This is a genomic window from Hydrotalea sp. GW822-HT8A01, assembly GCF_058798575.1.
Genome location: NZ_CM179506.1, coordinates 2348309 through 2373631, shown reverse-complemented (window position 1 = coordinate 2373631; position 25323 = coordinate 2348309). Strand labels below are relative to the sequence as shown.

The 25323-nt window shown below is 37.2% G+C and carries 28 protein-coding genes; 10 read left to right on the top strand and 18 right to left on the bottom strand.

Annotated elements, in window-relative coordinates; translation table 11 throughout:
- The first annotated feature begins 84 nt into the window (after positions 1 to 84).
- Positions 85 to 693 (top strand): MiaE family protein, encoded by a 609-nt coding sequence (locus tag AC3QLY_RS10490; RefSeq protein ID WP_074419966.1) that lies wholly within the window; start codon positions 85 to 87, stop codon positions 691 to 693.
- A 19-nt stretch (positions 694 to 712) separates the two neighbouring features.
- On the opposite strand, the gene AC3QLY_RS10485 is transcribed toward AC3QLY_RS10490, so the two are convergent.
- The 6 genes from AC3QLY_RS10485 to AC3QLY_RS10460 all read right to left on the bottom strand — a co-directional run bounded on the left by AC3QLY_RS10485 (position 713) and on the right by AC3QLY_RS10460 (position 6247).
- Positions 713 to 1717: a GSCFA domain-containing protein gene (locus AC3QLY_RS10485; protein ID WP_074419959.1), complete on the bottom strand. Its 1005-nt coding sequence runs from the start codon at positions 1715 to 1717 to the stop codon at positions 713 to 715.
- A gap of 42 nt (positions 1718 to 1759) precedes the next feature.
- Positions 1760 to 2626, bottom strand: a complete 867-nt coding sequence (locus AC3QLY_RS10480) for a hydroxymethylglutaryl-CoA lyase-like TIM-barrel protein (RefSeq protein WP_074419958.1) — start codon at positions 2624 to 2626, stop codon at positions 1760 to 1762.
- Positions 2627 to 2665: 39 nt separating this feature from the next.
- On the bottom strand, positions 2666 to 3412 hold the full coding sequence (rlmB, locus tag AC3QLY_RS10475) for a 23S rRNA (guanosine(2251)-2'-O)-methyltransferase RlmB (RefSeq protein WP_074419957.1): 747 nt from the start codon (positions 3410 to 3412) through the stop codon (positions 2666 to 2668).
- Positions 3405 to 3992, bottom strand: coding sequence for an NUDIX domain-containing protein (locus tag AC3QLY_RS10470; RefSeq protein ID WP_074419965.1), 588 nt, complete (start codon positions 3990 to 3992; stop codon positions 3405 to 3407). The genes rlmB and AC3QLY_RS10470 overlap by 8 nt, the downstream gene beginning before the upstream one ends.
- A gap of 93 nt (positions 3993 to 4085) precedes the next feature.
- On the bottom strand, positions 4086 to 5339 hold the full coding sequence (gene metK / locus AC3QLY_RS10465) for a methionine adenosyltransferase (RefSeq protein ID WP_074419956.1): 1254 nt from the start codon (positions 5337 to 5339) through the stop codon (positions 4086 to 4088).
- 95 nt (positions 5340 to 5434) lie between these two features.
- Positions 5435 to 6247 (bottom strand): glycogen/starch synthase, encoded by an 813-nt coding sequence (locus tag AC3QLY_RS10460; protein WP_074419955.1) that lies wholly within the window; start codon positions 6245 to 6247, stop codon positions 5435 to 5437.
- A gap of 105 nt (positions 6248 to 6352) precedes the next feature.
- Here AC3QLY_RS10460 and panC point away from each other — a divergent pair, with 105 nt between their 5' ends.
- From panC to rfaE2, 4 genes are read left to right on the top strand one after another with little or no spacing between them, the layout of a single operon-like run.
- Complete coding sequence (gene panC / locus AC3QLY_RS10455) at positions 6353 to 7207, top strand: pantoate--beta-alanine ligase (protein WP_074419954.1); 855 nt, start codon at positions 6353 to 6355, stop codon at positions 7205 to 7207.
- A 50-nt stretch (positions 7208 to 7257) separates the two neighbouring features.
- A complete protein-coding gene (panD, locus tag AC3QLY_RS10450) occupies positions 7258 to 7602 on the top strand; it encodes an aspartate 1-decarboxylase (protein ID WP_068246547.1) in 345 nt (114 codons plus the stop codon).
- 40 nt (positions 7603 to 7642) lie between these two features.
- Positions 7643 to 8665, top strand: a complete 1023-nt coding sequence (locus tag AC3QLY_RS10445) for a lysylphosphatidylglycerol synthase transmembrane domain-containing protein (RefSeq protein WP_068246550.1) — start codon at positions 7643 to 7645, stop codon at positions 8663 to 8665.
- 31 nt (positions 8666 to 8696) lie between these two features.
- Positions 8697 to 9191, top strand: a complete 495-nt coding sequence (gene rfaE2 / locus AC3QLY_RS10440; RefSeq protein WP_081301280.1) for a D-glycero-beta-D-manno-heptose 1-phosphate adenylyltransferase — start codon at positions 8697 to 8699, stop codon at positions 9189 to 9191.
- A gap of 121 nt (positions 9192 to 9312) precedes the next feature.
- Here rfaE2 and dnaJ read toward each other — a convergent pair whose 3' ends face one another.
- Positions 9313 to 10473: a molecular chaperone DnaJ gene (gene dnaJ / locus AC3QLY_RS10435; RefSeq protein WP_074419953.1), complete on the bottom strand. Its 1161-nt coding sequence runs from the start codon at positions 10471 to 10473 to the stop codon at positions 9313 to 9315.
- 40 nt (positions 10474 to 10513) lie between these two features.
- Entirely contained in the window at positions 10514 to 11074 is a 561-nt protein-coding gene (locus AC3QLY_RS10430) for a nucleotide exchange factor GrpE (protein WP_074419952.1), read from the bottom strand.
- Between the two features lie 92 nt (positions 11075 to 11166).
- Between AC3QLY_RS10430 and AC3QLY_RS10425 the strand changes: the two genes are divergently transcribed.
- Entirely contained in the window at positions 11167 to 12342 is a 1176-nt protein-coding gene (locus tag AC3QLY_RS10425; RefSeq protein ID WP_074419951.1) for a class I SAM-dependent rRNA methyltransferase, read from the top strand.
- 7 nt (positions 12343 to 12349) lie between these two features.
- Here the strand turns inward: AC3QLY_RS10425 and AC3QLY_RS10420 are convergent, their stop codons facing one another.
- The 7 genes from AC3QLY_RS10420 to AC3QLY_RS10390 form a co-directional block, all read right to left on the bottom strand.
- On the bottom strand, positions 12350 to 12697 hold the full coding sequence (locus tag AC3QLY_RS10420) for a T9SS type A sorting domain-containing protein (RefSeq protein ID WP_074421153.1): 348 nt from the start codon (positions 12695 to 12697) through the stop codon (positions 12350 to 12352).
- A gap of 156 nt (positions 12698 to 12853) precedes the next feature.
- Positions 12854 to 13318: a redoxin domain-containing protein gene (locus tag AC3QLY_RS10415; protein WP_074419949.1), complete on the bottom strand. Its 465-nt coding sequence runs from the start codon at positions 13316 to 13318 to the stop codon at positions 12854 to 12856.
- Between the two features lie 97 nt (positions 13319 to 13415).
- Positions 13416 to 14309 (bottom strand): dTDP-4-dehydrorhamnose reductase, encoded by an 894-nt coding sequence (gene rfbD / locus AC3QLY_RS10410; RefSeq protein ID WP_074419948.1) that lies wholly within the window; start codon positions 14307 to 14309, stop codon positions 13416 to 13418.
- 9 nt (positions 14310 to 14318) lie between these two features.
- Positions 14319 to 15593: a nucleotide sugar dehydrogenase gene (locus tag AC3QLY_RS10405; RefSeq protein WP_074419947.1), complete on the bottom strand. Its 1275-nt coding sequence runs from the start codon at positions 15591 to 15593 to the stop codon at positions 14319 to 14321.
- Positions 15594 to 15614: 21 nt separating this feature from the next.
- The gene (locus AC3QLY_RS10400; protein ID WP_074419946.1) at positions 15615 to 16595 is read right to left on the bottom strand and encodes a UDP-glucuronic acid decarboxylase family protein; all 981 of its coding nucleotides are present in this window, start codon (positions 16593 to 16595) and stop codon (positions 15615 to 15617) included.
- A gap of 10 nt (positions 16596 to 16605) precedes the next feature.
- The gene (locus tag AC3QLY_RS10395) at positions 16606 to 17907 is read right to left on the bottom strand and encodes a UDP-glucose dehydrogenase family protein (RefSeq protein WP_074419945.1); all 1302 of its coding nucleotides are present in this window, start codon (positions 17905 to 17907) and stop codon (positions 16606 to 16608) included.
- 3 nt (positions 17908 to 17910) lie between these two features.
- On the bottom strand, positions 17911 to 19041 hold the full coding sequence (locus tag AC3QLY_RS10390; protein ID WP_074419944.1) for a DegT/DnrJ/EryC1/StrS family aminotransferase: 1131 nt from the start codon (positions 19039 to 19041) through the stop codon (positions 17911 to 17913).
- Positions 19042 to 19159: 118 nt separating this feature from the next.
- Here AC3QLY_RS10390 and AC3QLY_RS10385 point away from each other — a divergent pair, with 118 nt between their 5' ends.
- A complete protein-coding gene (locus AC3QLY_RS10385; protein ID WP_074419943.1) occupies positions 19160 to 20419 on the top strand; it encodes a 3-deoxy-D-manno-octulosonic acid transferase in 1260 nt (419 codons plus the stop codon).
- Here AC3QLY_RS10385 and AC3QLY_RS10380 read toward each other — a convergent pair.
- The gene (locus tag AC3QLY_RS10380; protein WP_074419942.1) at positions 20392 to 21024 is read right to left on the bottom strand and encodes a DUF8457 domain-containing protein; all 633 of its coding nucleotides are present in this window, start codon (positions 21022 to 21024) and stop codon (positions 20392 to 20394) included. The two genes, AC3QLY_RS10385 and AC3QLY_RS10380, sit on opposite strands and share 28 nt — an antisense overlap.
- Positions 21025 to 21098: 74 nt before the next feature.
- Here AC3QLY_RS10380 and AC3QLY_RS10375 point away from each other — a divergent pair, with 74 nt between their 5' ends.
- Complete coding sequence (locus AC3QLY_RS10375; protein WP_074419963.1) at positions 21099 to 21668, top strand: thymidine kinase; 570 nt, start codon at positions 21099 to 21101, stop codon at positions 21666 to 21668.
- The gene (locus tag AC3QLY_RS10370; RefSeq protein ID WP_074419941.1) at positions 21668 to 22324 is read left to right on the top strand and encodes a heme exporter protein CcmB; all 657 of its coding nucleotides are present in this window, start codon (positions 21668 to 21670) and stop codon (positions 22322 to 22324) included. The genes AC3QLY_RS10375 and AC3QLY_RS10370 overlap by 1 nt, the downstream gene beginning before the upstream one ends.
- Here AC3QLY_RS10370 and AC3QLY_RS10365 read toward each other — a convergent pair.
- On the bottom strand, positions 22321 to 23091 hold the full coding sequence (locus AC3QLY_RS10365) for an AMP nucleosidase (RefSeq protein WP_074419940.1): 771 nt from the start codon (positions 23089 to 23091) through the stop codon (positions 22321 to 22323). The two genes, AC3QLY_RS10370 and AC3QLY_RS10365, sit on opposite strands and share 4 nt — an antisense overlap.
- A 224-nt stretch (positions 23092 to 23315) precedes the next feature.
- Between AC3QLY_RS10365 and AC3QLY_RS10360 the strand changes: the two genes are divergently transcribed.
- Positions 23316 to 23747 carry a type I restriction enzyme HsdR N-terminal domain-containing protein gene (locus AC3QLY_RS10360; protein WP_074419939.1) on the top strand — a complete coding sequence of 144 codons (432 nt, stop codon included), beginning with the start codon at positions 23316 to 23318 and terminating at the stop codon, positions 23745 to 23747.
- On the opposite strand, the gene AC3QLY_RS10355 is transcribed toward AC3QLY_RS10360, so the two are convergent.
- On the bottom strand, positions 23738 to 25216 hold the full coding sequence (locus AC3QLY_RS10355) for a hypothetical protein (RefSeq protein ID WP_074419938.1): 1479 nt from the start codon (positions 25214 to 25216) through the stop codon (positions 23738 to 23740). The genes AC3QLY_RS10360 and AC3QLY_RS10355 overlap by 10 nt on opposite strands.
- Positions 25217 to 25323: the final 107 nt, after the last annotated feature.

The window sequence follows — 25323 nt, the reverse complement described above, 5'->3', positions numbered from 1 at the left end:
CAAAACTACATAAATACAATTGTATTGTGCAGCCTGCAACTTAAACAGCAGCAATTGATATTTTTGCAGTGCTTAAGTGTTTTTATGAATTTATCTGCAGATGTAAAATCAATTTTAAACTTACCTTTAGCCACAGATCCACGCTGGGTAAATCTGGCAGCAATCAGCATCGGTGGTATTTTAACCGATCATGCTTATTGCGAGCAAAAAGCAGCCATTTCCTGTATTTCACTCATTCAGCATTATTCTTCAAAAAAAGAAATTGTATACCGTTTATCGCCCATAGTAACCGAAGAATGGGGACATTTCAGATTAGTTTTACAAGAATTAGAACGAAGAAATTTACCGTTAGGTAACCAACGGAAAGACGTTTATGTAAATCAATTATTAGCCTTTCAACAAAAAGGAGGCCATGAAGATAGCCGTTTATTAGACAAGCTGTTAACCATGGCATTGATTGAAGCACGCAGTTGCGAACGTTTTAAAAGATTAAGCGAAGGCTTGGAAGATGCAGGCCTGCGTAATTTTTACCGTCGTTTTATGGCAAGTGAGGCAGGTCATTATACACTGTTTTTAGATTTAGCCAAACAATATACCACACCCGAAAAAGTGGAAAAACGTTGGCAACAATGGCTTGAACATGAAATGCTCGTTATGCAAAGCACTGCATTAAGAGGCGACAGAATACATTAAAAAATGAGTGCCCACAGTTTTAATTTTTACTGCCCTGCTGAAAATATTGCAATGTTTCTGCTAAAGGAAGAAATGGAAACTCGTTTAGTAACGATTGTGTAAGGGCGGCATATTTTTTTAAAAACGCCTGATGCTGCACCGATGAAGGATTGAATGGTGTATGCCTGCGTGCAATATTAATTTCATCAATCTTGTGTATCAATGCAATGGTATCTGCATTCATACATGCATTCATCAATTTAGCCCATACATATTCTGTTGCTGTATGGTTGGGGTGTACCAAATCTTCCGCATAAAACCGATAATCACGCAAATCATCTATTACAAGTTCATAGGCAGGAAAATAATACAATTTGGGGAGTTGTTCTGTTAAGTAATGCACTGCACTGATTAAAGCTGCTTTGCTGCGATTATTATTAACAGCACCTTCGCGTAAATGGCGCACCGGACTGATGGTGAAAATAATTTTTATATTTGGATTAAAAATGCCCAATCTATCCAGCATAGTACCCAACACGGTAATAATTTGTGTGGTATCCATTAATTTTTTTTGAAACCAACCGGCCGGTGCTTTATGATTATTGGCGGCAACGGTACCGGGTTTGCCATTGGCAGCCTGTTCCGTTAATGTGTACACCCAGGCAGAACCTAATGTAATTATAAGATAATCGGCATGCTTTAAAAAGGTATGCCCTGTTTGAATAGATGTATTTATTTTTTGAACAGCATCTTCCGGAGTAATGCCGGAATATCGGCTATGAAACTGCCAGCTATGCCATGTTTCATTAAAACAAAACAAATCGGATGTTGTATAAATTTTGTGTTGAATAATGTTTATAATGGCTTCCGCCACACTTACCGGATTAAACAGAATTCCATTTGGATTTTGCAGCACTGAAAAGCCACTATTACTTAATTTTTCACCTATTTTTTCAGTAAAACAAGAACCTATCAGCATTATTTTATGCCGATGATGAATGGGTTCATCTATTTTTTTAATATCGAATTCGGCGTGGAACTTCATGTTCAGATTTTTAATATGGAATAAAAACGCATCAAAAGCACATTAGCTGAATATTTCACCCGCTAATAATACACTATTTTCTAACGCATTTGCATTGAAATGAAACGACAATCCTTCCTTACTGAAGTAATCTATGATAGATAAGCTATCCATATTCCCGACCAGTTCATTTTGCGCCATGGGGCATCCGCCATACCCACGTAAAGCGCCATCAAAACGCATACAGCCTGCATGATAGGCGGCTGCTAATTTGGCGATACGATTATCGGGGCTTGCATGTAAATGTGCACCAAAAATAATGTGTGGATAAGCAGGAATTAATGCCTGAAATACTTCGCTAATTTGTATAGGCGCTGCCAGTCCAACCGTATCGGCCAGTGAGATGATGGTAATGTCTTTTTGTATCATTGCATCGGCCCATTGCAGTAATATTTCACTGTTATATACATCACCATAGGGATTGCCGAAACCCATGCTTAAATACACCACCAACTGTTTGTTGTTTTTGATACACAGTTCCTGAATGGTTTCAATGGTTTGCACACTTTCTTCCTGTGTACTGTTGGTATTGCGCATTTGGAATGTTGGCGAAACCGAAAAAGGAAAACCCAGATAAGTAATTTCATCAAACAAAACCGCTGCTTCAGCACCTCTTACATTGGCTACAATGGCCAATAGTTTTGTAATGCTATTGTTGAAATGAAGCCCCTTCAATACCTGAACCGTATCTGCCATTTGTGGGATGGCTTTGGGTGAAACAAAGCTGCCAAAATCAATGGTATGAAAGCCAACCTGCAAAAGTTGGTTGATATAGTTAATTTTTTTTTCGGTAGGTATGGGATGTGGCCAGCCCTGCATTGCATCTCGCGGACATTCAATCAATTGTATGGTTTTAACAGCAGATGGCATGGTAAACACATTCTAAAGTGAAAAAATAATGATTGTATATTATGAAAACTGTCGCTGTTTGAGTGCTTCATACAAAATAATACCTGTAGCTACTGAAACATTAAATGAATTAAAATTGCCGGCCATAGGTATTTTAAAAAAATAATCAGCAGCTTTTGCAAGATAAGCCTGCACCCCCTTTCCTTCTGCACCCATTATAACGCAGGTGGGTAAGGTAAAATTTAATTCAAATACATTTTTATCGGCACGCATTTCTGAAGTAAACACCTGAATACCATTTAAATGCAGTGTATCAATAGCTTTCAGCAAACTGTTTACTCTGCATACCTGTATCTGCTCTAATGCACCGGCACTGCTTTTTAAAGCTTCTTCATTGAGGGCGCCTACTCCTTTATCGGGTAGAATCAAAGCCTGCGCACCACAACACAATGCACTTCTTGCTATGGCGCCAATATTTCTTACATCGGTAATACCATCTAACATTACAAATAAAGGCACCGTTCCCTGTTGCACCACAAAGTTAATTACTTCCTGTAAATCCATATAAGGCACCAAAGCTGCAAAAGCAATTACGCCCTGATGATTGGCTTTGGATAAATAATTTAATTTTTCAACCGGAACCAGTTGAATGGGTATTTGATGTTGTTTGGATAGTTGCCGAATGTCAGCCACAGTTTCGCCGGATGCATTTTTTTGTAATAGTATTTTATCGATTGTCCTACCCTGTTCAATAGCTTCAATTAATGGTTGCCGCCCAATGATTAAGGTTGATGATGATTTACCCATGTTGCAAAATTATTGGTTTCCATTTTCCCTGCATCCACAATAATTGCAGTTTCTGCAAAGCCAGTACCGATAATGCATCAGTAATAGTTCCGTTTTCAACCATTTCAAATGCCTGTTGAAGTGCTACTTTTTTTACTGCCAGCTGTTCTGTTTCTTCGGGAGCAGATTTATATTTTGATAATCCGGTTGCTACAAAAAATTCACTCGCTTCATCGGTTACCGAATTGGAAAGAAATGCTGCTCCTAAATATTCCCATTTTTCTGCCTGTAACCCTGTTTCTTCCATCAATTCGCGCTTAGCAGCACTTAAAGCTGTTTCATTTTCAGGGCAACCACCTTCCGGAATTTCCCAACTATATTGTTGAATGGTGAACCTATATTGGCCTACCAGATATGTATGCAGCGTTTCATCTATTGGAATAACGCCAACAGCTTTATTTTTAAAATGTACTTTTCCATATATCCCCTCTTTACCGGATGGGTTGATTACCTTGTAATGATTGAGCTGTATCCAGGCATTTTGATATACTTCCTGTTCATCTAAAATTATCCACGGATTGACTTCCCTGTTTGCAGACATACAAATTATTTTGGTTAAAACTACTGCATTGAACAGAAAAAAGGCCATCTTTTCAGACAGCCCTTTTTTGTTCAATAAAAAATTAACTTACAGCTATTTAATGCCAAAAGCTTTTTTCACTTTTGGAACATAATCTAATTTTTCCCAGGTAAACAATTCAACTTTTACTTTTTTTACTTTACCATCGGGTGTTTTAAACTCTTTGGTTACCACTTCATTTTTGCGGCCCATGTGTCCATATGCTGCCGTTTCACTATAAATTGGATTACGCAATTTTAAACGTTGTTCAATAAAATAAGGACGCATATCAAAAATTTCAGTAACAATTTTACTGATTTCAGCATCACTCATGTTCACTTTAGCTGTGCCGTATGTATTTACATAAATGGAGGTGGGTTGTGCAACACCAATGGCATAAGAAACCTGTACCAGAATTTCATCGGCAACACCTGCAGCTACTAAATTTTTTGCAATATGACGGGTAGCATAGGCGGCTGACCGGTCTACTTTAGAAGGATCTTTTCCGCTAAATGCACCGCCACCATGTGCGCCTTTACCGCCATAAGTATCTACAATAATTTTTCTTCCGGTTAAACCGGTATCGCCATGAGGGCCGCCAATTACAAATTTTCCGGTGGGATTAATATGGTATGTTACCTGGTTGTTGAATAATTTGGCATACTTCTTATATTTCGATTTTACTCTCGGAATTAATATTTCAATAATATCTTTCCTGATTTTAGCCTGCATTTTTTCTTCTGTATCAAAATCATCGTGTTGTGTAGAAACCACAATGGTATCAATTCTAACAGGTTTATTATTGTCATCATACTCTAATGTTACCTGACTTTTTGCATCGGGACGCAGGTATTTAATTTGTTTGTTTTCTCTACGCAAGGCGGCCAGCTCAATCAATATTTTTTGTGCCAAATCTAATGTAAGTGGCATGTAATCATCCGTTTCATTGGTAGCATACCCGAACATCATGCCCTGATCGCCGGCACCCTGTTCTTCTTTTTTCTTACGGTCAACACCTTGATTAATATCAGGTGATTGTTCGTGAATGGCAGATAAAACACCACAAGAGTGTGCTTCAAACATATATTCACTTTTGGTATATCCAATTTTGCGAATTACACCACGTGCAATTTCCTGAACATCTAAATAAGCTTTCGAACGAACTTCACCTGCCAATACTACCTGACCTGTAGTTACCAAAGTTTCGCAAGCTACTTTTGATTGTGGATCAAATGCAAGAAAATTATCGATTAATGCATCAGAAATCTGGTCGGCAACTTTATCAGGATGGCCTTCAGAAACACTTTCGGAGGTAAATAAATAAGACATGAATATTTGTTTTTATTGAAATGTAAGCAAAGATAATAGTATTGTTATAATGATAAATGGGTTGCTAAGACAACTGTATAATTTTTGATCAACGGTTATTTAGACAATTCCTGATAGAGTTCTATATACTCAGTTAAATCAGAATCCCATCCTTTAAAAGGAACAATGGTTTTGCCTTTCAGTTTTGTGATATCGTCCATTAGTTTTTTCTCTAATTGATCATCACCAATTGTAACGGCATCTGCAAAATGCGCACCACCTTTGAAAAGAGAAGTGTTGGTAGCGTCTTTAAAAAGTTCTAAATCTTTCTCTTTAATATTGGCATTAATCACTGCTTTCTTCACAAAATCGGCACTTAATTTTTCCTGAAATGTATTTTGCCCTACGGTAAAAACAACCTTACTGTTACTAAACACAGCCTCACGTTTGTAGGCAGTTTTAATATAGGCAGGCACCAAACCAGTCATCCAGCCGCTGCAATGAATAATATCGGGAGGCCAGCCAAATTTTTTTACCGTTTCAAGTGCTCCTTTACAAAAAAAGATACTTCTTAAGCCATTATCATCAAACCAGTTTTCTTCATCATCATGAAAAATTTGTTTGCGTTTAAAGAAATCTTCATTTTCTAAAAAATAAACCTGTAAGCGGGCATTCGGTAAAGAAGCTACCTTAATTTGAAGCGGATAATCATCATCATCAATCGAAACATTAATTCCCGATAAACGCACTACTTCATGTAATCGATGCCGGCGTTCATTAATAACACCAAAACGGGGCATAATACAACGCACTTCTAAACCACTGTCATTGCTCTTTATTGCAAGTTTGTTTACAATTTCTGCAAACTCTGTCAACTCTAAATAAGGCGACATTTCGGTTGCAATAAATAAAATTCTTTTCTTTGACATCTACTAAGCCAATTTAAGTGAGGCGAAAAATAAGGGTGCAAAGTTAATTAAAATACACCAAATAGGTGATAAAAGCATATTTATAGAAAATAATATCGGCAAAATATGGTCATTTGTAAAAGTATTATAGCACTGCAGGAGATGATTCAATCTCAGAAAAAGGCCAATGCCTCAATTGGGTTTGTGCCCACTATGGGGGCTTTGCATAAGGGCCATATTGCGCTGGTTGAAGCAGCCAAACAAGCCAACAATTTTACTATTTGCAGCATTTTTGTAAACCCAACGCAATTCAATAATCCGGAAGATTTTGAAAAATACCCCATTTCAATTGAAGCCGATATTGCTTTATTAATAACCCACCAGTGTGATGTTTTGTTTTTGCCTTCAGTTTCAGAAATGTACCCCAATGGGCCAAAGCTGATTACCCCATACCCTTTAGGAACCTTAGAAACCATTTTAGAAGGCAAGTACCGTCCAGGCCATTTTCAGGGCGTTTGTCAAATAGTTGACCGGTTATTAACCATTATTCAGCCGCATCAACTGTACATGGGAAGTAAAGATTACCAACAATGCATAGTAATAAATCGTTTATTACAATTAAACCCGGCATTTTTGAAAATACAATTGCACCTGCAACCCACTATTCGTGAACAAAGCGGACTGGCCATGAGTTCCAGAAACAGGCGGCTTTCGGCAGAAAATTTGATAAAAGCAGCTGCTCTGTACCAAAGCCTTGTATTTATTCAGTCTAATATACAACAATTTACAATAGCTGAATTAGTGGAACAGGCAACCCAAATGCTGTTGAAAGCTGGGTTTGAAAAAGTTGATTACATTAGCATAGCAGATGCTGCTACACTTGCCCCAATATCAACCACGAAACCTGCCAACCGAACCATTGTACTGGCAGCCGCATATATACAAGGCGTTCGGTTAATTGACAATTTGATGATTAACTAAATAAAAGGAAACTTGTTATAATCCTATCATCTTTTACATTTGCGCCCATTATGCTGATAGAAATATTAAAATCAAAAGTTCACCGTGCGGTAATTACCGAGGCAAATTTGAATTATGTTGGCAGTTTAACCTTAGATGAAGATTTAATGGATGCTGCCAATATGATTGAAAATGAGAAAATACAGGTGGTGAACGTAAATAATGGTGAACGTTTAGAAACCTATTTAATTAAAGGGCAACGAGGTTCAGGCGTGGTCTGTTTAAACGGGCCGGCTGCTAGAAAAGCTGCTGTTGGAGATATTATTGTAATCATGTCATATGCACACATGGATTTTGACGCTGCCAAAACTTTTAAACCAATTGTAGTTTTTCCAAAACCGGGAAATAAATTATAATTAACACAGGCTTCTGTAAATTGCAGTAGAATTTTCCTGCATGAAAAGAAAACTGAAAGTATTTGTAAAATATCTTTTTTTCCTGGGGCTGGGTATATTTTTGGTTTGGTGGAGTCTTCATCAAATACCTGCTAATCAGTGGGGAGAGTTTACCGGCGCTTTAACCCATGCAAAATATATACTATTCATTCCGGTATTTTTCATACTTACATTAAGCCATATTCTCAGAGCGCTGCGCTGGAAAATATTGATGCAACCCATGGGCTATAAACCATCTGTCATCAATACTTATTTTGCTGTAATGATAGGTTATCTGGCAAATTTGGCCGTACCCCGACTGGGTGAAGTATTAAAGTGTACATTGCTGGCACGCTATGAAAAAGTACCCGCCGAAAAATTAGTTGGCACTATTGTAGCCGAAAGGGCGTTTGATGTACTATCGCTTGGAATTGTTTTCCTGCTGGCGCTGCTAACCCAATATGAAATTATAGGCGACTATGCCATCCAGTTATTCAAAGAAACCTTTCAATCAAAATCGGGAGGAATTTCGGTGCGGAAAATGGCCATTGCAATGGGTATTTTGCTGATTATCATTGTAATCATCAGGCATTGGTTTAACCGTTTTGCGCATTTAAAACTGGTAATTCAATTAAAAAAAATTATACGTGGCATTTGGGAAGGATTAAGCAGTATTAAAGATATTCAGCAAAAAGGCTTATTCATTTTTTATTCTTTTGGCATTTGGTTATTATACTTGTTGGGCACCTGGGTTGGTTTTTATGCTACCGTTGGTACCAACGGTTTAGGCATTCCTGTAGCTTTTTCTGCATTAGCTTTTGCAAGTATTGGTATGATTGTAACACCCGGCGGCATTGGAGCCTATGCTTATTTAATGGCAATGGTTTTAGAAAAAAACGGAATAGCTTTTGGAATTGGTTATGCCAATGGAACATTACAATGGTTTGCACAATTTATTATTATATTAATTTGGGGATTTGTTTGTTTGGGATTATTACCCTGGTATAATAAAAAAAGAATGGTGCCAACATCACAGGCTTCATAACAAATTGAATGAATTTTTATATAGGAAATGTATGCGGTACACACAAGCTATTCAACAAAAAATAATGCCTTTAGCAACCCTTAAAGCCATTAGAACAGGCTGGAAAATGCGCAATAAAACGGTTGCTTTTACCAATGGCTGTTTTGATATTTTACATGAAGGGCATATTGCCTCACTATCAAAAGCTGCTGAAGAAGCAGATTTTTTGATAGTGGGTGTAAATAGTGATGCCAGTACCAAACGCTTAAAAGGTGCAGAGCGCCCAATTAACCATGAACATAGCCGTGTACTATTACTTGCCTCTTTATTAATGGTGGATGCTGTAGTTATTTTTGAGGAAGATACCCCGTTAGAATTAATTAAATCACTGGAACCGGATGTATTGGTAAAGGGTGGAGATTATACAATTGAAACTATTGTAGGCGCAAAAGAAGTTTTAGCCAATCATGGTCGTGTAGTCATTAATCCGATAATTGAAGGTTTTTCTACCACTGGCATTCTTCAAAAAATAAGGCAACTTGGTTAGTCGAAAATATTTTCACCAAACTTCCTTATAACTCAACTCTGTATTGAATTACAGACGATTTTACCAACTATTTTTCAGTATTATACCTATAAAACCAAAGCCCCTTTCGGGGCTTTTGAGTTTATTGAAATGCTTCTTTTACTCTTTCAAAAAATGATTTATCATTTTTACCGGGCTGCGGTTTAAAATTGGGGCTATGGCTTAATTTTTCCAAAATTTCCTTTTCTTCCGCCGAAACTGTTTGAGGTGTCCAGATATTGACATGAATCAATTGATCACCTTTAGCATAACCCTGTACTTCGGGGAAGCCTTTCCCTTTTAAACGAAATATTTTCCCGCTTTGTGTACCGGGCGGTATCTTAATTTTAGCTTTTCCATCAATAGTAGGTACTTCTACCTGTGTACCAAAAACGGCTTCCGGAATAGAAATATGCAAATCGAATGCTACATTTAACCCATCACGTTGTAAATCAGAATGAGCTTCTTCTTCAATCTGAATGAGTAAATCGCCAGGCATACCTCCTCGTTCTCCTGCATTGCCCTTTCCACTCATGCTCAATTGCATACCTTCCTGCACGCCGGCAGGTACATCAATTGAAATGGTTTCTTCGCCATATACTCTTCCCTCACCTTTACAGGCAGTACACTTATTGGTGACAGCACTACCCTCACCATTACAGGTAGGGCAGGTGGTTACTGTTTGCATTTGTCCTAAAAAAGTATTGGTAACCTTCCGCACCTGTCCGGAGCCACCACAAGTACCACAGGTTTGTATGCTGTTTTTATCTTTTGCACCATTGCCTCCACAGGTAGAACAAACAATGTATTTTTTTACTTTTACCTGTTTATTAACTCCTTTGGCAATTTCTTCAAAAGTTAGTTTAATTTTTATCCGAAGATTACTACCTCTTTGTCCGGTTGGTCTTCTGCCACTGTTACCGCGTCTGGAACCTCCGCCGCCAAAAAAACTGCCAAATACATCATCTCCAAATATATCGCCAAAATGGCTAAAGATATCTTCCATATTTTGGGCACCACCAAAACCACTGCTTCCCGGGCCAAAAGCCTGATGGCCATAACGGTCGTAGCGGGCACGTTTATCCGGATCACTTAACACTTCATAGGCTTCTGCTGCTTCTTTAAATTTTTCTTCCGCCGCTTTATCGCCAGGATTTCTGTCCGGATGGTATTGCATTGCTACTTTGCGGTACGACTTTTTTATTTCTTCAGCAGTAGCAGTTTTAGAAACACTTAGGATTTCGTAATAATCTCTTTTTGACATATAGAATTTTTCTTGTGATTGTGGTAGTAGACACTACATATTATTTTCCAACAATTACTTTCGCAAAACGTATCAGTTTGTCATTCAAATAATAGCCTTTTTGTACCTCATCTAATACTTTACCTTTTAAACTTTCATTCGGAGCAGGAATTTCGGTAATAGCCTCATGTTTTTCAATATCAAAATCAGTTTGCATGCTGTCCATTACTTTTAACCCCTTGTTTTGCAGCACATTTCTTAGTTTATTAAAAACTAATTGAATACCTTCTTTTTGCAGGGCAATATCATCTGTGCTGTTCAATTGTTTCTCGGCCCTGTCACAATCATCCAATACATCCAATAAAGATACAATCACTTCTTTTCCGGCTGTTTGTTGCAATTCCAAACGTTCTTTCGCTGTTCTACGCTTAAAATTTTCGAATTCAGCCAATAAACGTAAATATTTATCCTTTTGTTCCTGTATTTCGGCTTCTAATTTTTCTATTTCCCCCTGTTCTGCCACGGGTTCTTTTAAATGTGCAGACCCGGCTGCATTTTCGTCAGTATTTAATGATAAATCACTCTCAGTAAGGTGTTTTTGGTGTTTGTCTTTTCCTTGCATAGTTTATATTTGAAGTGATTAAAGAAAGGCAATTTTTTTGCCAATAAGCCTGAATCAGTAAAATTGGCAGGTGTTGCGCTTATTTTTGCAAAATGACAAAGGTTTTTTTAAACAAAAAAATGAATCCCCGAATTGCCGGTGGCCATCCATGGATATTTGGGAATGAATTACAACCTATTCCCGAACACATTACACCAGGCGATTTGGTTGAAGTATACAGCAATGATAAAAAATTGATTGGAATTGGCTATTACAATCCAAAATCGCAGATCACGGTTCGGCTGTTAACAAGAAAAAAGGAAAAAATAGATGAAGACTTTTTTTACAATAGAATAATGTTGGCCTGGCAATACCGGCAAAAATTAGGCTACCGGGAAAATTGCCGGTTGGTTTTTGGTGAGGCCGATGGTTTGCCCGCTCTGATTATTGATAAGTTTAATGCTTATTTTGTTATTCAAACATTGGCATTGGGTATTGACCGATGGAAACCTGCCATTATAGCTGCGTTGGAACAAATATTTCATCCTAAAGGAATTTATGAACGCAATGACGTGCCAGTAAGGGAACTGGAGGGTTTACCACAGCAAAAAGGGTTTTTATCGGCTGCATTTCCCACCAATATTCTATTGAATGAAAACGGGTTACAATTTTATGTGGATATAGAAAACGGACAAAAAACCGGTTATTTTTTAGACCAGCAACACAACCGGAATGCAATTGAACCCATTGTAAAAAATGCAAATGTTTTAGGCGCTTTTACTTATATCGGCACATTCGAAATTCATGCTGCACATTTTGGTGCCAAAAAAGTAAAAGGAATTGATAGTAGCGAACAGGCAGTGCAGCAAGCCAATAAAAATGCGGCTTTAAACGGATTAGAAAACATTTGCCGGTTTGAAGTAGCCAATGCATTTGATGTGCTGAAACAATGGGCCAAAGAAGAACAGAAATATGATGTAGTAATGTTAGACCCGCCTGCATTTACCAAAAGCAGGAGCAATATTCAAAATGCATTAAACGGATACAAGGAAATTAATTTACGCGGCATAAAATTAGTAGAAAACGGCGGTTTTTTGGTTACCTCCAGTTGTACCAATTTAATAACACCACAGCAATTCTTAACCACCATTGAAATGGCTGCAAAGGATGCAAGAAAAAGAATACGACAGGTTTTGTTTCAAACACAATCCAATGACCATCCAATCATCCGGGGATTAGACAATACGGAATACCTGAAATTTTTAATTGTAGAAGTTCAAGACCAATAGCGCAATATTATTTTACTACCTGAAAGCGCCCGGATTGAACAATGATGCCGTTTTGATTGCGTAACTGATACACATACATGCCGCGGTAATAATCATCCAGCGGAACAGTAATTTTGGTACCATCCACCAAATAATCATTCATTTTTTTGCCAATAAAGCTGAATATATATAAAGTATAATTTTTATAATTCTGATTTCCTTCAAATTCAAAATTAATGAATGAAGTAGCAGGATTGGGGTAGACAGTTACCAATTTTACCTGATCAAAATTATCAGGGAAAACAGGTTTTTCAGGATGTGCATTGCCCGCAAAACATGTAAAAAACAATAAAATTGTAAAGCAAAGTTTTGTCATCAATCAACACTTAATTGCTTAGCTAAGTTACTGCATACCGGTGAACAAGAGAACCATTTTGGTAATTACTACAACAACTGTACAATTATATGAAGCAGGTTTGTAGAAAAAATAAGGGATTGTTAACGAAACAATCCCTTTTTAAAATGGCTACATTTATGCTGCCAGTATGTGTTGAATGGCTTCAAAATTAGGCAAATCGCCGGCATTTTCTAAAACTTCTGCATATTGAATAGTGCTATTGGCATCAATTAAAAATGCTGCTCTTTTACTAACACCTTTCATCCATCCAATAAATGAGTCATATATTGCACCATAAGCCGTTGAAACTTCTTTATTGAAATCGCTCAACAATTGAAAATTCAGGCCTTCTGCTTCTTTAAATTTTGCTAAAGTAAAAGGAGAATCTACTGAAATGCCCAATACTACTGCATCTGAATTATTATAAACTGCCATACCATCTCTAACTGCACATAATTCTTTGGTACAAACACCGGTAAAAGCCATTGGAAAAAATAACAAGATTACTTTTTTGCCTTTCAATGAACTTAATGTTACCTGATTTCTATCAGTATCATAAAGCGCAAAATCAGGTGCCTGCATTCCTTTTTGTAATTGCATAAAATTTATATTTTTTAATGTTTAGAATGAACTGAAGTTATAACAAGAAAATTTTGAAATTGTTCCATAACATATAAATATTATGGCAATATGAATATTATTGTTGCATAGCTTTCATTGCAGTTAAACAACTTTGTAAACTCTGCCGCCAGTTAGTCTGTTGCAGATGAAACACATGCAATATTTTTTTTATGTTCAATACACTATACATTGGCCGCTTTGCCGCAGTTGGATACGCAGATGATGGAATGGGATGTACAGTACAGGGCAATTGGGTTAATTGCTGTATAGCCTGTGCAAATTGAAACCATGAAATAGCACCTTCATTGGCATAATGATAAATTCCGGATGGGAAATAATTGAAAGATGCATTGCTTAATGGTTGCAAAATATCCAATACAGCTTTTGCAAGATCCGCAGCATAGGTTGGGCAGCCATATTGATCGTTTACCACGTTAATTTCAGTTCGTTCTTTCATTAAACGCAACATGGTTTTTACAAAATTATTGCCATACCTGCTATAAACCCACGATGTTCGAATAATGATTGATTTTTCACAATTTTTAAGCGCCAGTTGTTCACCCATGTATTTTGAATAACCATAATAGTTAACAGGTTGCGTAGCATCATCCGGCTTATAGGGTTTATTTTGTGTGCCATCGAAAACATAATCAGTTGAAAAACTAATGAAACCAGCATTCGTTGCAGCGCAGGCTTTGGCTAATGTATTCACAGCTTCTGCATTAATGGCATAGGCCTGTTGTTGTTCAGTTTCTGCTTTATCTACAGCTGTATAGGCGGCGCAGTTAATGCAAAACTGAGGCCTGTGTTGCTCAAAAAAATGGTAAACGAGATCAGGATTGGTGATATCCAATGTAGATTTATCTGTAAAAATAAACTGAAACAGCGCTTTATACTGAACAGCAAGTTGTTGCAGTTCACTGCCTAACTGACCATTTTTTCCGGTAACAAGTACAACTGGTAAATACATGAACGTAAATTAAAGTGACCAATATTTTCTGGAATAAATTTTGTTTGAATAAATTCCTTTGATATCTACAATCAATGCATGTGGTTGTGTAATAGAACTAAAATAATCATCAGTTAATAATAGATATTCTTTATGTGGCACAGCCACAATAACCACATCATAATCTTTCTCAACCGATGTTGTTAATCCAAATCCATATTCCTGCATCAGGGCATTGTGACTGGCTCTGGGGTCTGTTACATGCACCTGTATATTCAATTGCTGTAATGCAAATACCACATCAGCAATTTTGGCATTTCTGATATCTGATACATTTTCTTTAAAAGTAGCACCCATCACCAACACCTTCGCACTTTTCACCACATCAACAGCTACAATTAAGTGTTGTATAATTTTATCGGCAACATATTTTCCCATTCCATCATTAATCATTCTTGCAGCAGTAATAATTTGGGAATTATAGCCTAATCTGGCTGCTTTATAAGTAAGGTAATAGGGATCAACACCAATACAATGACCGCCCACTAACCCCGGTGAAAATGGCATAAAATTCCATTTTGTGGCTGCAGCAGCCAGTACGGCTTTGGTATCTAACTGCATTTTATCAAAAATCATCGACAATTCATTCATCAATCCAATATTCAAATCGCGTTGGGTATTCTCTATTATTTTGGCGGCTTCTGCGGTTTGAATATTCGGTACAATGTGAATACCTGCCTGCACTACTTCGCCATATAATGCAGCAACTTTTGAAGTGGCGTATTCATTACACCCTGCTACTACTTTTATCACTTGCTCCAGGGTATGTTGCGCATCACCTGGATTAATTCGTTCGGGAGAGTATCCATAAAAAAAATCAGTACCCGCTTTTAAGCCACTTACCTGTTCAATCAAAGGAATACAATCTTCCTCGGTACAACCGGGATAAACGGTGGATTCGAAAATAACAATATTACCGGGAGTAATAACGGTTCCCACACTTTTACAGGCATTGAGCAATGCTGTTAAATTAGGAATCCGTTCTCCATTTACAGGAGTAGGTACTGCAACAATATAATAATCAGCACCGGCAATATCTTTTAGCTGATCTGTAAATTGAATATCAATATCATTGAAAGCATCTGCATCAAATTCCTGATTTGGATCAATCTTATTTTGCAGTAATTGAATTTTATCAGCATTAATATCAAAGCCTATTACTGCTCTTTTTTTGGCAAATGCCAATGCAAGAGAAAGCCCCACATAGCCTAAGCCAATAATAGCTACTTTCTCTTTTTGCTGCATAATTTTTTTGTTGAATACAATTTAATGCTGAACAAATTCTTTTGGCTGCTTAAATAATTCTTCATGTGGTAAAGATTTAAAATAATTATAAGTGCGCTTCAAGCCCTCTGCTCTGTCAATAGTGGGTTGCCATCCTAAAATTTCTTTTGCTTTTGTAATATCGGGTTGCCTTTGCTTTGGATCATCTACAGGTAAGGGTTTGTACACTATTTTTACAGCGGCGCCGGTTAATTTCAATACTTCTTCTGCAAAATCTTTTAAACTGATTTCATTGGGATTGCCAATGTTTACCGGATAAGGATAATCACTTAACAACAATCTGTAAATTCCTTCAATTAAATCATCTACGTAACAAAAAGAGCGAGTCTGGCTTCCGTCACCAAATACGGTTAAATCTTCCCCACGCAAAGCCTGACCAATGAAAGCGGGTAATGCCCGGCCATCATTTAAACGCATACGAGGGCCATACGTATTGAAAATACGAACAATACGGGTTTCTAATCCATGATAGGTATGGTATGCCATGGTAATGGCTTCCTGAAATCTTTTGGCTTCATCATATACACCACGAGGACCGATTGGATTCACATTTCCCCAGTACGATTCATTTTGAGGGTGCACTAATGGGTCGCCGTATACTTCTGAAGTAGAAGCAATGAGCATTCTTGCTTTCTTTTCTTTTGCCAAACCCAAACAATTATGCGTTCCCAATGAGCCAACTTTTAAAGTTTGAATGGGTATTTTCAAATAATCGATGGGGCTGGCCGGAGAGGCAAAGTGAAGAATATAATCCAGCTTACCGGGTACATGTATAAATTTAGATATATCGTGATGATAAAATTCAAATTCGGGCAGTTTAAACAGGTGCTCAATATTGCGCAGATCGCCTGTAATCAGGTTATCCATACCAATAACATCATAGCCTTCTTTTATAAATCTGTCGCATAAATGCGAGCCTAAAAATCCGGCTGCTCCGGTAATGAGAATGCGTTTTTTTTCCATGTAATTGTTTTTATGGACGGCCAATACTTTCGTAATAAAAACCTTTATCCTGCATGATTTTTACTTCAAATAAATTTCTGCCATCAAATATAGTTTTCTGATTCATTCTTTTTACCATTTCGTCAAAATCGGGTGTTCTGAATTCATTCCACTCAGTAGCAATAATTAATGCATCTGCATTTTGCAGGGCTTCATACTGATCTTTTGCATAGTGAATACGATCGCCAATTTGCTGTTGCACATTGTGCATTGCTTCCGGATCAAAAGCTGTAATGGTAGCACCTTCGGCTAATAATACCTGAATGATATACAAAGCAGGTGCTTCACGAATATCATCTGTATTCGGTTTAAAAGCTAAACCCCACAATGCAAAATGCTTACCTGTCAGTTTGCCTGAAAAATAATTTTTTATTTTAGGAAGCAGGTGCAATTTTTGGTTTTCATTTACTGTTTCAACTGCTTTTAAAATTTTAAAATCGTATTGCACTTGTTCGGCAGATTTAATTAAGGCCTGCACATCTTTTGGAAAGCAACTGCCACCATAACCAATACCAGGAAATAAAAATCGTTTTCCAATGCGTTCGTCACTACCAATACCCCTGCGTACCATATCCACATCTGCTCCTAACTTTTCGCAGAGTTGTGCAATTTCATTCATGAATGATATTTTGGTTGCCAAAAAAGAATTGGCAGCATATTTTGTGAGCTCTGCACTTTTTTCATCCATAAATATAACGGGATTACCTTGCCGCACATACGGAGCATACAATTCACCCATTATTTTTCTGGCTCTTTCAGAAGTAGTACCAATCACTACCCTGTCTGGTTTCATAAAATCATCTACAGCAACACCTTCTCTTAAAAATTCAGGATTACTTACCACATCAAATTCACCCTTAAAATTTGCGGCAATGGCTGCTTTTACTTTATCGGCCGTTCCAACCGGAACGGTACTTTTATCAACTATTACTTTATAACCGTTTAATAATTTTCCTAACTGGTCTGCAACCCCTAAAATATATTTTAAGTCAGCAGAACCATCTTCCCCCGGCGGGGTAGGCAATGCCAGAAAAATGATTTGTGCATCTTTTATGCCTTCGGCAAGATGGGTAGTAAAATCTAACCGCTTTTCATTTAAGTTTCTGATGAAAATTTTTTCTAAACCCGGCTCATAAATGGTAATGGTGCCGGCAGCTAATTTTTGCACCTTTTTGGCATCTATATCAATACAAGTAACATGATTTCCGGTTTCAGCAAAACAGGTTCCGGAAACTAATCCAACATATCCGGTACCAACAACTGCTATCTTCATATATTATTTATTTAAAAAATTTAAAACATGCGTGGTAATATATCCTAATTGTTCTGCATCTAATTCTGTATGCATGGGCAGTGAAATTACCCGTTCGGTAAGCCAGTCAGTAACAGGCAACTGCACTTCCGGCAAACCAAATGTGCTGAACATTTTTTGTTTATGGCCGGGTACAGGATAATAGATCATGGAAGGAATTTTTTGTTCAGCCAAATAGGCATTCAAAGCATCTCTGTCAGCATTATTCAATACCAGCGTATATTGATGATAAACATGGTTTGAATACGATGCAATACCCGGCACAGTAATATTTGCATGGTTGGCAAATGCCTGGTTATAAAATGCAGCAGTCTGATTACGTGCGGCAATATATTCATCCAGGTGTTTTAATTTAACATCTAAAATAGCGGCCTGTATGGCATCTAATCTGGAATTACATCCTACCACATCATGATAATACCTAACCTTTTGACCATGATTAGCAATTATTCGCAGTTTGTCCGCCAATGTGTCATCGTTGGTAAACATAGCACCCCCATCACCATAAGCACCTAAATTTTTACTGGGATAAAAAGAGGTACATCCAATATGGCCAATGGTTCCTGTTTTTACAGTTGTACCATTTGAGAAGGTATAGTTACAACCAATGGCCTGCGCATTATCTTCCACAACAAATAAATGGTGTGCTTCTGCAATGGCCATAATTGCTTCCATATTCGCCGCCTGTCCGTATAAATGCACCGGCACAATTGCTTTGGTTTTTGGAGTAATGGATTTTTCAATAACATTGGGGTCAATACAAAATGTAACAGGATCCACATCAACAAACACCGGCTTTAAACGCAATAAAGCCACCACTTCAGTAGTTGCAATATAGGTAAAGGATGGAGTAATTATTTCATCGCCGGGTTGTAAACCCAATGCCATTAAAGCAATTTGTAACGCATCGGTACCATTGGCACAAGGAATGGTGTGTTTGGACCCCATATAGGTATTTAAAGAATGGGTAAACCTTTGAACAGCAGGCCCATTAATATATGCAGCACTCTCTAACACTTCCTGAATTCCTTCTTGTATAGCATCTTTAATTTTAAGATACTGGGTTTTGGTATCCACCATTTGAATTGGTTTCATGGGCTCAATTTAAGTGCGGCAAAAGTAAAACAAAATTATAATTGAAAACAGTTTTACATATTTCATGCCATAACTTGTACATTAAATGGTTTAAAAGCGTTTATTTGTACCAACAATTATGTGGCAACTTTTTTTTTATAACCTTTTTTTAAAATTGTATGTGGTTATTGCCAGGCTCATTCAACGTGGCAATAAAAAGGCTGCTTTGTGGTTAACCGGCAGAAAAAATATTTTTGATCAGGTTTCAGATGCTTTACAAAACAATACTTCACCCACTGTTTGGTTTCATTGCGCCTCATTAGGCGAATTTGAACAGGGAAGGCCATTAATGGAACAGATAAAAACCCAATTTCCTGCTTATAAAATTCTGGTTACTTTTTTTTCTCCTTCGGGTTATGAAGCAAAAAAGAATGATGCCATTGCTGATTGGATGTTTTATTTACCAATGGATAGTGCTGCCCATGCTGAGCAATGGCTGACCATAACAATGCCTGCTTTGGTAGTATTTGTTAAATATGAATTTTGGTATTATTATTTAACTGCTATCAAAAATAAAAATATCCCTGCCATTTTGGTATCAGGCATTTTCAGAGGCAACCAGCCATTTTTTAAATGGTATGGAGGCCTGCATCGAAACATGCTACATTGCTTTCAACATCTGTTTGTTCAAAATCAGGATTCAAAAAAACTACTTGCTTCTATTGGATTGGACAATAAAACCACTGTTGCCGGAGATACCAGATTTGACCGTGTTATTAATATTGCCCTTGAGTCTTATCAAAATGCATTGATTGAACAATTTATTCAAAACAGGCAGGTTATTGTTGCTGGCAGTACATGGACAGAAGACGATGAAGCCTTAGATCATTTTGCCAATTCCCATCCTGAGTTATGCTTTATTATTGCCCCACATGAAATTGATGAAGATAGAATTGCCGAATGCAAAGCACTATATAAAAATAATATTTGCTACTCCGGTTTACATGCAGGTATCGATTTTTCAGGATGCAACGCTTTAATCATTGATAATATTGGTATGTTAAGCCGATTGTACCGATACGCCACTATATGCTATGTAGGAGGTGGATTTGGGGAAGATGGGGTACATAATATTTTAGAAGCCGCCGTTTATGGCAAACCTGTTGTTTTTGGCCCCGTTTACGATAAATTTTTTGAAGCAACAGCCTTGGTTGAATTAGGTGGAGCCTTTAGCATAGATGATGCTTTGATGCTTGAACAAGAATTTAAAAAATTATTGAATGAAGCGGAGCTATATTCAAATGCCTGTAAAATTTCCGGAAATTATGTACAACAGCATGCTGGTTCAACCAGAGGTATTATAAAATATATTCAGGAAAATCTTCTTTTAACCAATTGATAAAAAGTGGCAATTGTTTCATTCTCATCCTGCCAGCCTAATTTCAGTTTTAGTTCTTTTTCCATCCAAAATGAAGCTTCCGGAAAAGATGCAAAACCATTAATGGTTTTAATACTCCTTTCAAACATGGTTTCATCTCCATGAAACAATTCATTCACAAAAAGATAGCGATCGTTAATGCCAATGGCTTTGTGTAAATCTTTTATGGGTGCTTCCTGTAAGGTGGCTGCTAATTCTTTCTTTTCTGTTTTTAATTTTTCGTTCAGGCTTTTATCGCCTTCCATTCCTTCCTTAAATTCGGAGGCGGGTTTGTTAGGATGCGGAATGAATGTTGGCTTTTGGAATAGATTTGCTATGTAGGTATTCGATGTATCCTTATTATCCTCTAAAATTTTCTTTTCCGGAATGGGCATAGCCTGTTCTGAACCAGAAGCAGGAAAATGAAATGGCATCACCACCGATACATGATTACCCACAGGCGCATGATGATGATCCTGCTGCAAGGCTGCCAGCAACAATTGAACAGTGGCTAATAAAGCAGCCGATGACTCTTTTTTTGCCCATTGCTCATTTAATTTGTTGATAAGAGTATCTACTCTTTCCATAGGATGTAATACATTTGATGTTTGAAAATACGGTTAAAGTTAATAAGCTTTTACCAATTAACCCTTTTAAAAAAATGTTTATAGAACCACACATCAAAGGCGATAAAATTGGTTGGATTGAAGTGATATGCGGCAGTATGTTTAGCGGAAAAACAGAAGAACTGATTAGAAGATTGAAAAGAGCCAGAATTGCTAATTTGAAAGTTGAAATTTTTAAACCTGCAATTGATACCAGATATGATGATAATGATGTGGTAAGTCATGATGCCAATGCCATTGCTTCCACTCCTATAGAAAATTCACAAACTATACTACTTTTGGCACAGGATGTTGACGTAGTTGGTATTGACGAAGCGCAATTTTTTGATGATGAAATTGGTGATGTATGTGAAAAATTGGCTTTAAGGGGTATACGCGTTATTATTGCAGGATTAGATATGGATTATTTAGGCAACCCATTTGGACAAATGCCCAATTTGTTAGCACGAGCAGATTACATTACCAAACTACATGCCATTTGTGTAGTATGTGGCAATATCGCGAACATATCGCATAGAAAAACAGAACAGTCTGGCCAGGTTTTATTGGGCGAAAAAGATATTTATGAACCCAGATGCAGGAAATGCCATCAAATTAAGCCCTGATGAACAAGCAGCACATTATTGCCCTAATTAAAAAAGATATATTGCTCGAAACCCGACAGCAATATACCTTCTACGGTATTTTACTGTATGTGGCTTCTACTATTTTTGTAGTGTATTTAAGTATGGGGCAACCGGAAGATCGGGTTTGGAATGCTTTATTTTGGGTAGTGCAATTATTTATATGCATTAATGCTGTAGCCAAAAGTTTTTTAGCTGAAAGCAGGGGTAGAATGTTGTATTTTTATTCAATTGCAGGTGCCGGCGATTTTATGATCGCAAAACTGGTGTTCAATGCCATACTCATGTTATTGATGAGCCTTGTTAGTTTGGCTGTATTTACCTTGCTATTGGGTAATCCACTTAAAAACATGACCGCCTTTGTGGGTATTAGTATGTTAGGCGGGCTTAGCCTTAGTTTGGTATTTACATTTTTAGCTGCCATTGCTGCTAAAGCAGAACAACAGGCTGCATTGATGGCTATCATGGGGTTTCCACTCATTATACCGCAGCTATTGCTACTCATCAAAATTGCATCCATTGGCTTTTCCTCTGTTGTTCAGGGTGGCCTCTGGCAAATGGTGGGTTTAATGATTGGCCTCGATGCAATGGTGGCCATACTGGCCTTTATATTGTTTCCTTTTTTATGGAAAGATTAAAAACGCAAGTGCCTTACCGTTAATCCGTTATTTTTAAGTTGTAAAAGTGAATCAATACCAATTTTAAGATGACGGTCTACAAATTTGCTGGTTACTTTTTTATCACTTGCTTCTGTTTTTACCCCTTCAGGAATCATAGGAGAATCGCTTACCAGTAATAATGCCCCTGTAGGTATATGGTTATAAAAACCAACAGTAAATATTGTTGCTGTTTCCATATCAATGGCATAAGCACGAACCTTGGTAAGGTAGGCCTTAAAATCATCGTCATGTTCCCAAACCCGTCTGTTGGTAGTGTAAACAGTTCCTGTCCAATAATCAACTTTATTATCGCGAATGGTGGTTGAAATAGCTTTTTGCAAAGCAAATGCCGGCAGTGCAGGCACTTCAGGTGGAAAATAATCGTTAGAAGTACCTTCGCCGCGAAGGGCAGCAATGGGTAAAATTAAATCACCAATTTTATTACGTTTTTTTAAGCCACCACATTTTCCTAAAAACAATACTGCTTTGGGTTCAATGGCTGAAAGTAAATCCATAATCGTGGCTGCACCCGGACTCCCCATCCCAAAATTAATAATCGTAATATCATTCGCTGTTGCACATTGAAAAGAACGATCTCTTCCCACTACATTTACCTTATTCCATTCTGCAAATTTTTCAACATAATTATTGAAATTGGTGAGCAATATATATTCCCCAAAGTTTTCTAATTTTTCGCCGGTATAACGGGGTAACCAGTTTTTTACAATTTCAGATTTTGTTTTCATAATTTCTTAATATATAATGTATATTATTTAAATACACAATCGTTACATCATTCTAATTTTCAAAACAACAGGTAATTGATTTATTTCAATATTTCCCAATAGTTTAACCGGTAAATGTAGCCATTTTTTGCTTAAATTCTGCATGCTTCCATTAAAAAAATATCAAAACGTATATTTACAAACTATTTCAAAAAAATTGAGATGGCAAAAACCAACTTCAAATCATGATTCAAATACAGTACCCCAAACCGGATTTTAGTATTAAAGAACAAGGCGAAAAAGCTTTTATTTTTGATACAATCAGAAAAAGCTGGGTAACCTTAACGCCGGAAGAATGGGTACGACAAAATTTTTTAAATTATCTGGTAAAAGAAAAAAAATATCCTGCATCGTTGATTGCAGTTGAACAGGAAATACGGATAAGCGATAAAAAGAAAAGATTTGATATTGCCATTTATAAAAACAAGGTGCCCTGGATGCTGATAGAATGTAAGGAGATGAAGGTATCCTTATCCACTTCTATTATTGACCAGATTTTATCATACCAACAAATATTAAAAACCGATTATCTGGTAATAACAAATGGGAACCAAAGTTTTTGTTGGGATACCATGAATGGAAAAGCCCTTGACGATTTACCCGAATATCATTCATGACGGCTGTGGATACTAACCATAACCCGGCCATTTTTATCTATCCGGAATGGCAAAGAACGGATCAGCAGCTCCCCCCCATTTTGCAACGCACTAAAATCTGAAATTGTTTTATCAGTGAAATGCAAACTTCCACCGGTTTTATAGGCAATGGTTACATAATCAGGATGCACGCCAATTGTACCACCGCAAATCATAATGTGTACCGGCTTTTTTATTTCTTGTACCAGTTCAATATCTCTTACCGGCGCCCAGTTATCAGCTATTAAAACAACTTCTTTACAATCTGCACAACGCGCTATAGATTGAATGAGCGCCTCACAAACATTTTCGGGCGTATCACCCCCGGAACCCTTTTGCATGGCAGTTTCCATCAATGCAGCAGCATTTTTAATATTGGTGTATGGCGTTATATAAATACCGCCGGTATGCCCCATTACCTTTTGCTCTGTAGGCATATCATCTCCATCATTAAAACAGGAAAACTGTTTAATGGAATGCAGCGTATCTGTTTGTTGCAACCAATGTAACAGTTGTACCGTATACAACGACATACTGGCCGTAACATCTACCACCAATAATGCCTGTTTGAATGTTTGTTGCCGCAGGTTATGTAATAATGTTATGTCTGGTAACGGTAATGGATTGGCGATTACAACTGATTGATGCGGTTGATCATCCGACCATTCACGTGGTGCACCTAATAAACAATACAATTGTGTTGCTTTTTGAAACTTTTGTTGTTGTTGCCGGGTAAGCATTCTTTTTTGCATGGCAGCCTTAAAAGGCATTTGCACAATTGAATCGGATGGTACAATTGAAGTAAAAACAGTATCAGCAATTTGCAATACCGGCCTATTTTTGATATAGAATACAGATGCGGTGGATGCTGATGAACCATAAATTACATCCCAATACCTGATTTTTTTAGCCGGTTCAGGTGCATTGGAAGCAGTTTGCAGAACCGGATGATATGATAATTGCCGGAGTGCAGTTGCTGTTTGTTTTACCAGGGTTAATTCTTTTTGAACCGAGGCAAGTGTAGGAAAGGAACGATAATGAATTACGAATCCGTGCATCAATTGTTCTGAAGTGATGGCATCCTTTCCATTGGTTTGGCGAATCATTCTCCATTGTGTAAAAGATTGATCATGAATAAAGGGAATAAGTTGTAGCAATGATTTGAACCGGGCACCATTGAGTGATGTTAATGTTTTGACTGCAGGATAATCAGTAAATACCAAATCAACCGATAAAATATCTGCATGTTGTAAATGAAAGACACCGGCAGTATCAACAAAATCAGATTTGGCAAAAGGCATGGGTAAATACAAAACAGAAGTACTGACTGCATCTATCTGATAAACGGGAATTTTAATCACCTCATTACTTAAAATATTATTGATCCATTTGGGCGGTTGTGCTTCAATGCAAACAGGAATGAGCAGGAATATAGCAATAAGGTTTCTCATATCATCAATGAATCAACAGTTAAATTAATGAATTCATTTGGTATCATCAATTTTTGTACACCGAAAAAAAGCCGTTGCAAAAGCAACGGCAATATTATTCAGCATTG

What these genes read in the sequence shown, in the direction of transcription:
- AC3QLY_RS10480 (WP_074419958.1), bottom strand. Translation starts at nt 2,626, where the DNA reads ATGCCATCTGCTGTTAAAACCATACAATTGATTGAATGTCCGCGAGAT.
- AC3QLY_RS10380 (WP_074419942.1), bottom strand. Translation starts at nt 21,024, where the DNA reads ATGGAAAGAGTAGATACTCTTATCAACAAATTAAATGAGCAATGGGCA.
- AC3QLY_RS10395 (WP_074419945.1), bottom strand. Translation starts at nt 17,907, where the DNA reads ATGAAGATAGCAGTTGTTGGTACCGGATATGTTGGATTAGTTTCCGGA.
- AC3QLY_RS10430 (WP_074419952.1), bottom strand. Translation starts at nt 11,074, where the DNA reads ATGCAAGGAAAAGACAAACACCAAAAACACCTTACTGAGAGTGATTTA.
- AC3QLY_RS10355 (WP_074419938.1), bottom strand. Translation starts at nt 25,216, where the DNA reads ATGAGAAACCTTATTGCTATATTCCTGCTCATTCCTGTTTGCATTGAA.
- AC3QLY_RS10425 (WP_074419951.1), top strand. Translation starts at nt 11,167, where the DNA reads ATGACAAAGGTTTTTTTAAACAAAAAAATGAATCCCCGAATTGCCGGT.
- rfbD (WP_074419948.1), bottom strand. Translation starts at nt 14,309, where the DNA reads ATGTATTTACCAGTTGTACTTGTTACCGGAAAAAATGGTCAGTTAGGC.
- AC3QLY_RS10375 (WP_074419963.1), top strand. Translation starts at nt 21,099, where the DNA reads ATGTTTATAGAACCACACATCAAAGGCGATAAAATTGGTTGGATTGAA.
- AC3QLY_RS10360 (WP_074419939.1), top strand. Translation starts at nt 23,316, where the DNA reads ATGATTCAAATACAGTACCCCAAACCGGATTTTAGTATTAAAGAACAA.
- AC3QLY_RS10460 (WP_074419955.1), bottom strand. Translation starts at nt 6,247, where the DNA reads ATGTCAAAGAAAAGAATTTTATTTATTGCAACCGAAATGTCGCCTTAT.
- AC3QLY_RS10485 (WP_074419959.1), bottom strand. Translation starts at nt 1,717, where the DNA reads ATGAAGTTCCACGCCGAATTCGATATTAAAAAAATAGATGAACCCATT.
- AC3QLY_RS10445 (WP_068246550.1), top strand. Translation starts at nt 7,643, where the DNA reads ATGAAAAGAAAACTGAAAGTATTTGTAAAATATCTTTTTTTCCTGGGG.
- panC (WP_074419954.1), top strand. Translation starts at nt 6,353, where the DNA reads ATGGTCATTTGTAAAAGTATTATAGCACTGCAGGAGATGATTCAATCT.
- AC3QLY_RS10415 (WP_074419949.1), bottom strand. Translation starts at nt 13,318, where the DNA reads ATGCAATTACAAAAAGGAATGCAGGCACCTGATTTTGCGCTTTATGAT.
- AC3QLY_RS10470 (WP_074419965.1), bottom strand. Translation starts at nt 3,992, where the DNA reads ATGTCTGCAAACAGGGAAGTCAATCCGTGGATAATTTTAGATGAACAG.
- AC3QLY_RS10385 (WP_074419943.1), top strand. Translation starts at nt 19,160, where the DNA reads ATGTGGCAACTTTTTTTTTATAACCTTTTTTTAAAATTGTATGTGGTT.
- AC3QLY_RS10370 (WP_074419941.1), top strand. Translation starts at nt 21,668, where the DNA reads ATGAACAAGCAGCACATTATTGCCCTAATTAAAAAAGATATATTGCTC.
- AC3QLY_RS10365 (WP_074419940.1), bottom strand. Translation starts at nt 23,091, where the DNA reads ATGAAAACAAAATCTGAAATTGTAAAAAACTGGTTACCCCGTTATACC.
- AC3QLY_RS10390 (WP_074419944.1), bottom strand. Translation starts at nt 19,041, where the DNA reads ATGAAACCAATTCAAATGGTGGATACCAAAACCCAGTATCTTAAAATT.
- AC3QLY_RS10400 (WP_074419946.1), bottom strand. Translation starts at nt 16,595, where the DNA reads ATGGAAAAAAAACGCATTCTCATTACCGGAGCAGCCGGATTTTTAGGC.
- metK (WP_074419956.1), bottom strand. Translation starts at nt 5,339, where the DNA reads ATGTCTTATTTATTTACCTCCGAAAGTGTTTCTGAAGGCCATCCTGAT.
- AC3QLY_RS10405 (WP_074419947.1), bottom strand. Translation starts at nt 15,593, where the DNA reads ATGCAGCAAAAAGAGAAAGTAGCTATTATTGGCTTAGGCTATGTGGGG.
- AC3QLY_RS10490 (WP_074419966.1), top strand. Translation starts at nt 85, where the DNA reads ATGAATTTATCTGCAGATGTAAAATCAATTTTAAACTTACCTTTAGCC.
- rfaE2 (WP_081301280.1), top strand. Translation starts at nt 8,697, where the DNA reads ATGCGGTACACACAAGCTATTCAACAAAAAATAATGCCTTTAGCAACC.
- rlmB (WP_074419957.1), bottom strand. Translation starts at nt 3,412, where the DNA reads ATGGGTAAATCATCATCAACCTTAATCATTGGGCGGCAACCATTAATT.
- panD (WP_068246547.1), top strand. Translation starts at nt 7,258, where the DNA reads ATGCTGATAGAAATATTAAAATCAAAAGTTCACCGTGCGGTAATTACC.
- AC3QLY_RS10420 (WP_074421153.1), bottom strand. Translation starts at nt 12,697, where the DNA reads ATGACAAAACTTTGCTTTACAATTTTATTGTTTTTTACATGTTTTGCG.
- dnaJ (WP_074419953.1), bottom strand. Translation starts at nt 10,473, where the DNA reads ATGTCAAAAAGAGATTATTACGAAATCCTAAGTGTTTCTAAAACTGCT.